A 13,432-nucleotide genomic window follows, 5' to 3' on the forward strand; every position below is an offset into this window, starting at 1 on the left:
TAGTTCTTTATTATACCCTCATGTATCCGTATTTTGTCAACCTTATAATGATTTGTCTTTTTACTGATATTTTTTTCCCCTTGAAAATATACAGTGTTTGATTTTTCTTGATTATAGAATTTTCCGTATTAGTCACGTTCAACTATTTTTGTTCTCAAAATGCCTAATTCACTTATGTACCAAGAAGAAAACTACGTCGTCTTAGAATCAAATAAACCCGAGCAGTTTATGACGGGTTTAGAACTATTAGAAAAATTGCGCTCTATTTTAGCTCAACAACAACATAATGTACCTAGAGATTTACAAAAGTTATCTTCTCTAGATGCTCAAGCTCAACAACTGAGAGATACCTATTGTGAATATGAATTAAGCAATGGTAATTTTATACAATGGTATGTGGTGCGTTTGGAAAAGTAAGTTTGTACCATTAAGATTTTTATTCAATTATCATATATCTACCCTCAGCTAAGGGAATTTTTTCAATAACATCTTTTCTTTCGTTTAGCGCAACAGAGTTCTATCGGTTATCAGTTATAGATTAATGTTTTTAACGGCTTCTTCAATAATTGATAATTGATAATGGATAATTGATAATTACCTCTCCCTAAAAGGAAGAGGATTGAATCAAAGGAAAATTTTTTCTTGTTTCTCCTTAAAAGGAGAGGCTTTAAACCTTAATTATTCGGTAATTGACTCCCACTATTTAATTAGGGTTTGCTGAATAAAGCAAAGTGTGGGGGAAGTGGGGAGTGTGGGAAGTGTGGGAAGACAGAGAAAGTAGGAGGAATAATTGTTCGAGAGATTTTTATGCCCCCTCACCCCACGCATACTCACTTTTTGAGGGTAAGTGAATTGAAACAGGCACAGTTTTTTCGATTCTAAAAAGGCTAAAACCTTTATTTATATTTAGCAGTGCTTTGAGATTAGATCGGCAACCCCTAATTAGTTATCTTAGTTATCAGTTTCCCACTCCAATAGACCATTTTTTTGGCTAATTAATGGATTTAATATTAAATATTTGAGGTGGATTAGGATAAGGAGTATCGGGTATAAGGATACGGGTATAAGGATATGAATTCTTTTAGCTCAAATTTAGGAGGTAAAGTTTCAACCCCAAACCATTTACTGATAACTGATACAGCAGCTTCCGAAGTTATCTTGTCTTTTTCGGGTTTAATAACCCATCGTCAATGGTGGTGCTTAAAATTGCTTGGGGTTTGAATTGATCGGCAATTTTCCCTTCTGCATAAGTGCCTTCTGTCTTCTTCAAGAGGTAATTATGTTGATACTTTTAGGGAGTAGTAGGGAGTAGGAAAGATGGGAATTAGGGTAGTGAACCAGCACAAAATATTTACCCCGTCAGTTGTACCATATTATTTATAGCAACCCTAAATTATTTGTGATAATTTATATTGCTTCAGTGTTTCTCATTCCCAGCTCCGGTTTTCCCTATTCCCTATTCCCTAAAATCTACAATATCTCACAAATCAAATAAGATTTCTATAGTCTGAAATCTACTGTAACTTTTGCCTAATAACTGTTTAACTAACCTATTATAAAGCTATTAATGTAGTTACGACCCAGGAAAACCAATATTCACTGTTAATTAATTCAAAAGCAGGTCTTTGTTTTTCAGCTTTATGCAAATTTATTAATTTTGCTACATTTGACGGTCTTTAAAAAGAATATTTTTTTCTTCAACTTGCCGATGCAACTATCTAACTAAAAGATTACTTTTTGACAATACTTCTACACAAGAAAATAAAGTTAATATCTTCTAAAAATATCAATTGAACGATTTTCTATCAAAGATTAATTTATTTTTGATTTAAAGTTCGTAGATTTGATGATTTTATACTTCTGGAGTTGTTATCAGAGCTAAATCAATCTTTCCTTCTGTAGGTTGATTTACCTCTGCTTTGATATTTGGTCCAAAAAAGCTTGATAGTTTATCTTGTTTCTGAAGCCAAGTATCTAAAGGAATTGATGGAGAAGAAAATTCCAGTACTAAGGCATAATTATCATTAATATCTATTTCCCTTAATCCCTTAAGTATTGGTGTTTCCTCATCTGTGGGACTTAAACCTAAGAGATTGAGAGATTCTTCCAAGTGTACTTTTTGGCCATATCTATACCGAGTCACATCTTTGCGTAGTTGATTTTGAATGGGAGTAGCTTGTTTTTCTCTCAAAGTTAGAATCTCTTCGGTAGTTGGTTGTGTAAAATTTACTGGTTCAAGTTCAGCTGCTTTGAGAGCAAGTCCTCCCAGAAGCAGGGGGATTCCGTAAAAGAATCCTGCTAAATTAAGTGTGGGATGATCGGTAAAGTAAGCTACTGTTCCAATCACAGAAATAATTCCACCTACAATTAATCCTACTGTTGCTAATGAAGTTTTACCTAGCATATCTTTAAAAATATATAATATTTATAGATAGTCAGTTGCTTGTTTTATGCTCTGTAACTATAAATTTAGTATTCGTCAATATATCTTACCCTCACCATGAGTTCGAGGTCAACTATTATTTTCGTTATTTTATACTTCTTTTAAAGTCGGGAACGGCAAATAAGGAATAGAGGTATAAAAAATATTTAAGATTAACTTCTGCAATTAGGCATATTCTAGTAATTTTCAATATTGAATAAATGATTTGAGTTTCTATATATATTTACTATTTACTGATTGATTTATGTCTCCAAAAACATACTTAAAATAGCAAAAAATCAGACCTATGGAGATGTATTAAATACTAAGTAAGTTATCTAAATTCCCCCTAAATAGTATTCAGTATGTATTAATGAAGGAAAGGTGGACGACCATCATTTTTTTGTTTATTTTTAACTGTATCAGACATAAAATTTTTCAAAGCTTTATCTCTATTTTTCATAAAAGCTGCCCAAAATCCAGGTTGAAATTCATCCATTGTTTTTGCTAGTGCCCAAACATCTATTGCTAAAATATTGTATAGTCTTTCATCCTCTTGTTTTAGGGAATCAATTCGCTTTAACATTGCCTTATCAATTTTCGTAGCTTCCTTTTCTGGATCTAAATTAGACATTTTTAGTATCTAGTATCTATAGATGATTTTTTCAACAGCCAGAGATTTTTGAGATTTATAGATTTAACTATTGAGTTAAACTAAAATATCGTATTAACAAGAGTATATCAGGAATTTAAAATGGACTCACAGATAATCAAAGCAAGACTGGCTAATATTGAGAGCAAGCGGGAATCTCTAGTTAAGCTGCTAGAAAAACCAGATTTGGGTACGCTTAGAATTGATATTAATCAAGCTCTAGAAGAGATTGATGACTTGATTGATGAATTAAAACGAACTTTTCCAGATTCAGAGAATAATTAGCATTCTTCAATTCATTAGACTTCGCAGCAGTTTTCAGGGAATAGGGAATAGGGAATAGGGGGATGAAATTATTGATTTCATATCTTGAATTTATTTAATTAAAATTTTTACCGAAGAATTAATAATTAAATAATTAAATAATTAAATAGTTCAGGTTTAAAGCCTCCCCTTTCAAGGGGAAAAAAGCGGTCGAGGGATGGCGAGGTTTCCTCGCCATATCCAATCGACCAAGAGAATAAATTTTTCCTTTTATTCAATCCTCTTCCTTTTAGGGAGAGGTAATTATCAATTATCAATTATCAATTATCAATTATTGAAAAGCTATGAAGTTAAGAAACATAGTTAAAATTTACCTGATTTTTATCCTTAGAAAATACAGGAGCAGATTTATAGTTCACTTTGACAGTTAGTATGTAAGAAAAAATCCGGTTTATCTAAATAGATTATTAATTGATAATTGATAATGGATAATTGATAATTATCTCTGGTTAAAACCGCTCTTGATTGAATATCAGGAAATATTATTTCTTTTCTCTTGGTCGATTGGATATGGCGAGGAGACCTGTTCTTGACAGAGCCGCTCCGCTTTATATGTTGCGGAGCAAAACGCTATCCCTAGACCGCTTTTTTCCCCTTAAAAGGGGAGGCTTTAAACCAGAATTATTAATTATTAATTATTCGGTAAACCGGATATATAGCAATCCTAAATCGTTTGTAAAAAATCAAAAAATATATCAAAATTAGGAAATTATTATTCTTGTTTCCAGATATATTTTTTCCTTGTTTGCTAGATATTTTCACACAATTTAAGTAAGGACTTCTATGGTATAAAAAATTATTGTACTCATAGACGCTAAGAATTGTTTAGATTCTATATTCCTTTGTTTCTATCGCCGACGCCGAGTTGCACCGTTGTTAGCTTTGACAAAAATTGAATATATGGTTTAAATGCCAAACAACTGAGAATCTTTCATTATTTTACACCAAAAACTTCATCTTCAATACCAACCCACCACTCTCCTAAATTCATTAAATCTTGATGAATATCAGCTAATTTTTGAGTATATTCTTCAGGAGAAAGTTCTGCACGACGCTCTTTTAATTTTTGAATCCGAAGTTGTATTAATAGCCAAGGCTTAGAAATACTGTCAGTTTTTTCTATATACTTGGCAAGATTTTGACTATCCATAAGTACTATTTTGATTTAGCAAATTTATCAGTATTTGTATAGTAGTTTAACAGTCAAGTTATATCATGTCCGTACTTTATAGTTCGCCTAAAGCACAACGGGAATATCTACAGACAATTTAAGTTTTTTCAGCTTTAAACTTTCTTCCAATTTCGGTCTTCCCTCTTCCTTACCGAATAATTAAATAATTAGGGTTTGCTGAAAAAGTTTTATGGGTGAGGGTAGGAGACAGGAGACAACCCACCCCTAACCCCTCCCAGGAGGGGAAGACAGGAGACAGGAGAAATGGGTACGAGCGAGGAGGTAGGAGCGGGCGTTTTGTAAGAATGATTTTTCTGCTCAACTATGAGCCTAAAATACTAACTTTTTGAGGTTTTTAGACGTGATACTAGGCACTTTTTAAAGGCTCCAAAAAGGCACTTACCTTTATCTGTAAATACTTTTAGATTTAATCAGCAAGCCCTAATTAAATAATTAAATAATTAAATAATTCAGCTTTGCTAGTCTCCCCTTGAAAAGGGAAAAAACGGTCGTTGCGTAGCTTCCCGAAGGGTGGGATGGCAAGGTTTCCTCGCCATATCCAATCAACCAAGAGAATAAATTTTTTCTTTTTAGTCAATCCTCTCCCTTTTAGGGAGAGGTAATTATCAATTATCAATTATCAATTATCCATTATCCATTATCAATTATCCATTATCCATTATTCATTAATGAACCTTACTTTACAATACTAATGCTACCGGACTTGATATTAAAGGTTGAAGTTTGATTTTAGTAGTCATGGCAGCGACAAGTTAGTTTCATATTTTATTTAATCAAGCTTTCCCTAGTTATATATTATTAATATTTATTTTAGCAACCAATTTAAAAATTATTTGAGTGTGCTTAGAATCACACATACAATCTAATCACTATCACTATTCAATAGTAGAAATATTTGTAAGCTTATGTAAAGAAACTTCAACTTACCGAAAAATTATGGTCGAAAGCCTCCCCTTTTAAGGAGATAAAAAAGAGAATATTTCAGATTTAAAGCCTCCTTATTGAAAGAGGTACTGATAGCTGATAACTGAAATGACCTTCTTGTCTAATTAGCAATGGAAAAAATAATAAGTCATAAAAATGGAGAATTTTGAAATAGATTTACAGAGGTTAAAACAAGAACAAGAACTTATCCTTAACCAAATAGATAATGCCATTGCCCTATTTAATAAATCCCATCACTTAATTTTATTTAATCAAAAACTAGCTGAAATTTGGGGACTATTGCCAGAGTGGCTTGCTCAAAAGCCTCATTGTGATACTATATTTGCCGAAATAGTTGCTCAAGGCTATTGGTCAACAAAACAATGTCAACAACTAAAAGACTGTCTACTCAACACAGAAACAGAAAATCTATTCCTAGATATAGAACAAGCTAACGATATTTGTCTCAATGTGGACTGCACTCTCACATCAGATGGGGGTCATTTATTAACTTTTCGAGATGTGACTGCTCATCAAAAGTCCCAAAATAGCCTGAATGCTGAATTGAGGAGATTAAGATTTCTCTTGGGTCTCAACGAACGACTGCAATACTCGGACAGTTTAAGAGAAATTGCCCAATTTGCCCTCAATTATTTGGTAGAGGTAATGAATGCTGCTTTTGGAGATGTCAAAGTTATTAGCGGAGAAGGAGAAAATCGCCAAGCAGGGCCAATATCTAATCAAATTACTTCTCAATTTATTGCCACTTATGGTGAACCTGCAGTAATGGAAATGGAAGGTTTGTTGAAACAGGGCATTCCTTATGGCCAAGGACTTTTGTGGCAAGTAGTTGAAAGTGGTGAACCTATGTATGTTGAAGATTATGCTTCTCACCCTCAAGCTATACCCGGATTTTGTAATCCCGCCATTGGTCAATTAGGAATTTTTCCCATTCCTGCCACAGATGGGACAATTATTGGTGTTTTAACTCTAGAATCTCGTAATCTGCAAAAACTACAAGAAGCTCCTCAAGAAGATATGTTGTTTGCAGCTTGTCGCACTCTAGGAGTGGCCATAGAAAGGGCGCAGTCTCAAGAACATCTACGTCAAATAAATGAGGAATTAGAGCGTTCTTCTCAATTAAAGTCAGAGTTCCTCGCTTCTATGTCCCACGAGTTGAGAACTCCACTGAATAGTATTTTAGGGTTTTCTGATTTACTACAGCGACAAACATCTGGGCAGTTAAGCGATCGCCAACTTAACCAAGTTCGACTAATACAAAAAAGTGGTCAGCATTTACTACAGTTAATTAATGATATTCTCGATTTATCCAAAATTGAAGCTGGAAAAACAGAGCTAAATTTAGAGTCAGTAAATATTCACGAACTTTGTACTGACTGTTTGAAAATGATTCAGCCACGAGCTGATAAAAAAAGGTTAGCTTTATCTCTAGAATTAGATTATCGTTTATCTCAAGTTTTTCTAGACCAACGTCGGGTAAGGCAAATAATTATTAATTTATTGTCTAATGCTGTTAAGTTTACACCAGAGGGAGGGCAAGTTAAACTTAGTGGACGTTTAGCTTATGGTAGTCAAATTCAAGGTGATTATCGACCTGATTGTTCTCCAATTAATCCTAGCACTCCTTATTTATGTTTGGAGGTAAAAGATTCTGGAATTGGTATTCCTGAAGATAGATGGAATATGTTATTTAGTCCTTTTCAACAGGTTGATTCTTCTTTATCTAGGAGACATGAAGGTACGGGTTTGGGTTTGGTTTTGACGAAAAAATTGGCTGAATTACATGGGGGTACTGTTTCTTTAAGTTCTCAGGTTAGTAAAGGTAGTGTTTTTCGTGTTTGGTTGCCATTAACAGAGATGCGCCAGGAGTTAATTGTTAATTTTGAAACTGAAGAAAGTTCTCAAGTATTGGTTGAAAATATTGAGGAAAAAGAACTAGAATCTGAAAGACTTGCTAGGATTTTGATTGTTGAAGATCAACCTTATAATCAACTTTTAATTTCTGAAGTATTGGAGTTAGAGGGTTATACTGTTGAGTTGATTAGTGATGGTAAAACTATGTTGAATACAATTAATTCTTCTCTAGTTACTCCTCCAAATTTACCTAATTTAATCTTGATGGATATTCAGTTACCAGAAGTTGATGGGTTGAAATTAATTAGGACAATAAAAGCTCATCCCACATGGGGGTCTGTACCAGTAGTTGCTGTAACTGCTATGGCAATGACTGGCGATCGAGAAATATGTATTAATGCTGGTGCATCGGCTTATCTTAGTAAGCCTTTGAATATTGAAAAGATGATTTCTACTGTTAAATCTTTACTGACTACTTAGTAAAGATGAGTTCAATAATTGATAATTGATAATGGATAATTGATAATTACCTCTCCCTAAAAGGAAGAGGATTGAATAAAAGGAAAAAATTTATTCTCTTGGTCGATTGGATATGGCGCAGGTTTCCTCGCCATCCCTCGACCGCTTTTTTCCCCTTGAAAGGGGAGGCTTTAAACCTGAACTATTTAATTATTTAATTATTTAATTATTAATTCTTCGGTAATTTTTATCAAAATAATTTTGGGTTAGGGAGTAGGGAGTAGGCAGTAGGGAGTAGGAGAATATTTTGGCTTATTTGAAAACCCCTACAATTTGGTCTTAAAATATTTATACTTCAAGATAATTAATTAGTTGGAAGTTTAAAGAATTCTCTTGACAACAATTATTAGTATTAAGAATAAAATATCGATTACCTCAAAAATAGCTGAAGCCATTTTTGAACTCAACAAATTTCCCTGTATAGGTTTGAGGATATCTTAATCGCTTAGAGAATTTTACAGCAGATTCGGTCGTATATGAAGTACAGATATTAACAAAGGAATTTCTACAGTGTGGGCCTCTTGCCTGCAATAGGAATATCTTGACTGCTATGGGCGTAACTCACGCCTGATGGAAGCTGCTGTAATTTACTAATCCCCGGACTCAAGTCACGGTGTGGGGAGGGTGTGGAGATAAAGACACATAGAAATAACAATCTATTGCACAGTTTTAGCTGTGTCAGTCCAGTAGGGAGTAATACCAATTCTCAAAAGTAATGCTATACTTCAGTTATACTTCAACAGTCAAATATTTACCAAGATTCAAAGTCTTTTTTTGACAATTATTAGTCGGTTAGTAATTATTTTTCCTACTTTTAAACCCTCCCCCACCTCCAACACTTCCCACACTTCCCCACCCAATCATACATAGCATTCTTGCGTGAGAAATGGTATAAGGGGAGTCCAAGAATTAGATAATTGATTTTTTGCTATTCTCTCAGTTTTGTGTAAGTTCAATTAATCTCAAATCCAAATATTCAGTAAAACTTATATCTAAATACCATAAAAAGATGCTTTTGTAAAAAAATCAGAAATTATATCTAGAATTAATTACCATTTTTTGAATATATGAGAATTTAGTTAAAAAAGCTAAACTAAAAATAGTAAATATTTAGTCACATTATATAGCGTTTTTCAAGTTACTGAGGTACAGTTGTTTTTCTTATTTTTTATCAAAATAATTGGGTCTAAAACCCTGCCTTTTAAGGCGAAATATTTTTGGAGAGTTGCTCACGCATCCCCTACTTCCCCTCCCCTCCACCGGAGGGGTTAGGGGTGGGTTCGGAGGGGTTGGGGGTGGGTTAACTTCTGACTTCTGACTTCTGACTTCTGACTTCTTTAATCCCTGTTTCCCAAATTCCTACTCCCTACTCCCTAAAAATTGCGAATTTTGTACCTCACGCTTCTTGGGAATTGCTATATATTTTGCACAAAAGTAAAATTATTAAAAGCATAGATTTTTCCTTAGAGCATCTCAAAAATTTATTCAGTACTAGATAACAAGTGTTCTAAATAAAAATATCCAACTTATAAATTTTCAATTACATTACACTTGCGAAATTTTACCCAAAAATTGTGGTATAAAGCCTCCCCTTTTAAGGGGATAAAAAGCGGTCGTAGCGGAGCTTCCCGTAGGGTGGGATGGCGCAATTCGGAGTGGCTCTGATAAGAGCGGGTCTCCGTTCCCTCCGGGACGCTTCGCGGTTAGCGAAGCTTTGCGGTAGCAAACGCCATATCCATGAGACCAAGAGAAGAAAAAATTTCATGATTAGTCAATCAATTCCGTTTTAAAGGAGAGGTAATTCGCGCATTCACGCATTCTAAATTCGCGCATTCTTGAATCCCAGAATATTATCAGATTACTTTCAAAATACTTTCAAAATAAAAAATTAAATCCAAAAATTTTAGATCATCAAATCTAATCAATTTAACTAAATTATATGTCAAACAAACAGTCATCTATTCTAGTAGTTGATGATGAGCCAGATAATGTCACTCTATTAGAAGAACTATTAACATCAGCAGGCTATGTCACTATATCAGCAAATGGTGGAAAAGAAGCATTAGAAGCTGCCAGCAATTCTCATCCTGATTTAATTTTACTTGATGTAATGATGCCTGAAATTGATGGATTTGAAGTTTGTAACCGTCTACGTCAAAGCCCGCAACTAGAAACAATTCCCATCATTTTTTTAACGGCATTGGATGATGAAAATTCCAAATTGAAAGGATTAGAATTGATGGGAGATGACTATATTACAAAACCATTCAATAGTCGTTTACTTCTGGCAAAAGTCGCTAATATTTTGCAGCTAAATCAAATACGTTATCAAGCTAATAAATCTCAAAATACTCAACAGACAAATCGACAAAGTAATCTTCAATTATTAGCATCAGAAAAAATTTATCAGCATATTTCGGAAAAATTTAAACTTTTTGTACCAGAGCAATTTTTATCAAGAATAGCGCCTCAAGGATTAGATTCTATTCAGCTTGGAGATGCGACAGAAGAAGAATTAACAGTTTTATTTTGTGATATTAGAGGGTTTACTGCAATAGCTGAATCACAAAATGCACGAGATACTTTTAAATGGTTAAATTCTTTTTTTCAACAAATGAGTGCTTGTGTTTCTACCCATCAAGGATTTATAGATAAATTCTTAGGCGATGCAATTATGGCAGTATTTGACAAACATAAATGCCATAGTTTTAATGCGTTAAAAGCTGCTGTGATGATGCAGGAAAATTTAAAAGAATTTAATGCTAATTATGAAAAATACAATCTTAAAGAACCTGTAAAAATTGGTATTGGTATTCATACAGGTATGGGGGTTATTGGTACTTTGGGTTCTGAAAAAAGAATGGATTCTACAGTCATTGGAGATGTGGTAAATACTGCATCACGTTTAGAAAATTTAACGAAGACTTATGGTTGCTCAATTATTGTAAGTGAACCAGTAATTTCAGAGATAGAAATATGTAAAAATAACTGTCAAACAGGGGAATATATAGAAGATAAATGTAGCAGAATTAATAAAGAAGAATATTCAGACACTAAGTTACAGAATAATAATAATTTATATTCTGAGAAAATTTATTATAGATGGATCGATCGAGTGACGCTTCGTGGAAAGCAGAAAGCTATAAATATTTATGAATTATTGGGGAGTGAAAATAATATTATAGAAGCAGAAAAAATTTCAAACTTATCAATATTCAAGAAAGGAGTTAAGGGTTGGCAGGCAGGTAAATTTGCAGCAGCTTTAGAATATTTTCAACAAGTGACAAGGCAAAATTATACTGATAGTATTGCCAGTTTATATGTTGAACGTTGCCGGGAAAAACTTGGTAAGGAAGAAGGAAGAGGGAGGAAGGTAATTGAGCAAGAAAAAAACCTAAATTTAATGAAATTTGATGAATAAATATCAATCTAATCAATTCCAAATTTTTGATAATCTTCATGCTGAAAAAACACTATTAATTAAGAGATTGCATTGGGCAATTGCATTAGCTGAAGAGACTGGAGAGGTTGAGAAAGAAATTAAAAAAAACCTGATTTTTAATTCTCAATCTGATGAAGAAACTGTAGATAAATTATCTGAGGAATTAGGTGACGTATTACTTTGCATCAGTATGATTGCTTCATACTATAAAATTGATTTGGATTTCATCGTAGAAACTTCTTTGGATAAAATGCAGAAACGCTTTACTAAAACAGAGGATTCAAGAATTTAGAATTTAGAATTTAGAATTTAGAATTTAGAATTACCTCAAAAAGTTTGTTATATCATGTTCTCCCTCCGGGGGGAGCTACGAATTGCGGATAATTACTTATAATAAAATGTTTGTTTGTAGTTGGGCTTTAGCCTTTACAATACTTATACCAAATTGAAATGAAGCTGCATAGAATAATATTTCAAGCAGAATTGACCATAAGTAAGCGTAGATAAAGATAGATCGATTTAATGAATTTCATCATTCTATGCAACCTCATATAAAATTGGTATTAGCTATTAGGGTTAAAGCCCAACTACGAGCCTAATTATAACTGTTCTACCGAACATGAGATTAATAAAAAAACCGGACTTGATGAGTATCAAATCCAGAAAAAATAATGATAAAAATTTATCTTTTTATTTTGGGTTTAATACCCCACCATCTACACAGTGTTGACAATTGGTTGAGGTTTGAGTCCCCATCCATTTTTTCTTCCTTCTTCCTTCTTCCTTCTTCCTTCTTCCTTCTTCCTTCTTCCTTCTTCCTTCTTCCTTCTTCCTTCTTCCTTCTTCCTTCTTCCTTCTTCAATATTTAGCCAAAACGACCACTTACATATTGTTGAGTAGCTTCTTCCTTTGGGTTCTGGAAAATATTGTGAGTTTCGTCAAATTCAACCAAATAACCAAAACGTTTACCACCCTCAGCAGCTTTAGCATTAAAAAAGGCAGTTACATCCGCTACCCTAGTCGCCTGCTGCATATTATGAGTCACAATAATAATAGTGTAATTTTCCTTAAGCTCATTAATTAACTCCTCAACCTTAATAGTAGAAATAGGGTCAAGAGAAGCACAAGGTTCATCCATCAAAACCACATCCGGACTAATAGCAACCGCACGAGCAATACATAAACGTTGTTGCTGACCCCCAGAAAGAGCAAAACCACTTTGTCCCAATTTATCCTTAACCTCATCCCAGAGAACAGCTTGTCGTAGCGATCGCTCTACTATCTCATCCATTTCTTCTTTAGACTTAGCCAGACCATTAATTCTCACCCCATAAGCAATATTATCGTAGATTGACTTAGGAAAAGGATTAGGCTTTTGAAATACCATACCAATACGTCGGCGTACTTCTACAGGGTCAATATCTGAATCATAGATATTCTGATTATGATAAAGAATACGACCTTCTAAATGAAAAATACTAATCAAATCATTTAGACGATTAAAACATCGTAATAATGTACTTTTACCGCAACCTGAAGGTCCAATAAAAGCAGTTACTTTATTCTTGGGAATTTCCATAGAAACATCTTTAACTGCTTTAAAATCTCCGTAAAAAATGCTGACATTTTCTGCTGAAAGAGCAGGGGCAGATTTTTGTTTAGAAACATTTTTTTGAAGTTCTGGCATTAGATATTACCTCCTAAATTTAGTCTAAAAATTATTTGTGTATTTGTTACTTATAACTATCAGCTTCACCTCAATCATTTAAAGGATAAAAAATAAAAAATTTTCCCTTTTGCATCAATCCTCTTCTTTTCAAGGATAGGTAATAATTAATTATTAATTATTAATTATTAATTATTAATTATTAATTGCTGAACATCGCCTTAATTAATTAAATTGAGGTACAAAATTTACGCTTTTTAGAAATGCATAATTTAATTTCATGAATTAACCAAAAGAAGTAATATTACGATATCAAATATTTAATTGGTTAGGACATAGAATAATAATGAATCGAATAAGGAGAAACATTTTTTCACTCTTCCGTGTTATAGACAAAAAGCATAATAAATAAAGCA

The 13,432-nt window shown here is 33.3% G+C and carries 10 protein-coding genes; 5 read left to right on the forward strand and 5 right to left on the reverse strand.

The window, feature by feature from the left end; all coding sequences use genetic code 11:
- The first annotated feature begins 159 nt into the window (after window positions 1-159).
- On the forward strand, window positions 160-417 hold the full coding sequence (locus tag SAGCYANO_RS18545) for a chlororespiratory reduction protein 7 (protein WP_202221416.1): 258 nt from the start codon (window positions 160-162) through the stop codon (window positions 415-417).
- Window positions 418-1,852: 1,435 nt separating this feature from the next.
- Here the strand turns inward: SAGCYANO_RS18545 and SAGCYANO_RS18550 are convergent.
- Together SAGCYANO_RS18550 and SAGCYANO_RS18555 are read right to left on the reverse strand one after the other, a co-directional pair.
- Entirely contained in the window at window positions 1,853-2,404 is a 552-nt protein-coding gene (locus SAGCYANO_RS18550; RefSeq protein WP_202221417.1) for a DUF2854 domain-containing protein, read from the reverse strand.
- Window positions 2,405-2,792: 388 nt separating this feature from the next.
- Complete coding sequence (locus tag SAGCYANO_RS18555; RefSeq protein WP_202221418.1) at window positions 2,793-3,056, reverse strand: hypothetical protein; 264 nt, start codon at window positions 3,054-3,056, stop codon at window positions 2,793-2,795.
- Between the two features lie 120 nt (window positions 3,057-3,176).
- On the opposite strand from SAGCYANO_RS18555, the gene SAGCYANO_RS18560 reads away from it, so the two are divergent.
- On the forward strand, window positions 3,177-3,359 hold the full coding sequence (locus SAGCYANO_RS18560) for a hypothetical protein (protein WP_202221419.1): 183 nt from the start codon (window positions 3,177-3,179) through the stop codon (window positions 3,357-3,359).
- Window positions 3,360-4,332: 973 nt separating this feature from the next.
- Here the strand turns inward: SAGCYANO_RS18560 and SAGCYANO_RS18565 are convergent.
- Window positions 4,333-4,548, reverse strand: a complete 216-nt coding sequence (locus SAGCYANO_RS18565) for a hypothetical protein (RefSeq protein ID WP_202221420.1) — start codon at window positions 4,546-4,548, stop codon at window positions 4,333-4,335.
- A 1,122-nt stretch (window positions 4,549-5,670) separates the two neighbouring features.
- Between SAGCYANO_RS18565 and SAGCYANO_RS18570 the strand changes: the two genes are divergently transcribed.
- The 3 genes from SAGCYANO_RS18570 (at window position 5,671) to SAGCYANO_RS18580 (ending at window position 11,642) form a co-directional block, all read left to right on the forward strand.
- The gene (locus SAGCYANO_RS18570; protein ID WP_237396324.1) at window positions 5,671-7,869 is read left to right on the forward strand and encodes an ATP-binding protein; all 2,199 of its coding nucleotides are present in this window, start codon (window positions 5,671-5,673) and stop codon (window positions 7,867-7,869) included.
- A 1,978-nt stretch (window positions 7,870-9,847) separates the two neighbouring features.
- The gene (locus SAGCYANO_RS18575; protein ID WP_202221421.1) at window positions 9,848-11,329 is read left to right on the forward strand and encodes a response regulator; all 1,482 of its coding nucleotides are present in this window, start codon (window positions 9,848-9,850) and stop codon (window positions 11,327-11,329) included.
- On the forward strand, window positions 11,322-11,642 hold the full coding sequence (locus SAGCYANO_RS18580; protein ID WP_202221422.1) for a MazG nucleotide pyrophosphohydrolase domain-containing protein: 321 nt from the start codon (window positions 11,322-11,324) through the stop codon (window positions 11,640-11,642). The genes SAGCYANO_RS18575 and SAGCYANO_RS18580 overlap by 8 nt, the downstream gene beginning before the upstream one ends.
- Window positions 11,643-12,032: 390 nt before the next feature.
- Here the strand turns inward: SAGCYANO_RS18580 and SAGCYANO_RS18585 are convergent, their stop codons facing one another.
- A complete protein-coding gene (locus SAGCYANO_RS18585) occupies window positions 12,033-12,212 on the reverse strand; it encodes a hypothetical protein (protein ID WP_202221423.1) in 180 nt (59 codons plus the stop codon).
- 3 nt (window positions 12,213-12,215) lie between these two features.
- Complete coding sequence (gene pstB / locus SAGCYANO_RS18590) at window positions 12,216-13,037, reverse strand: phosphate ABC transporter ATP-binding protein PstB (RefSeq protein ID WP_202221424.1); 822 nt, start codon at window positions 13,035-13,037, stop codon at window positions 12,216-12,218.
- Between the last annotated feature and the right edge of the window lie 395 nt (window positions 13,038-13,432).

The sequence above is a fragment of the Okeania sp. KiyG1 genome (assembly GCF_014132355.1).
Taxonomy (GTDB): Bacteria; Cyanobacteriota; Cyanobacteriia; order Cyanobacteriales; family Microcoleaceae; genus Okeania.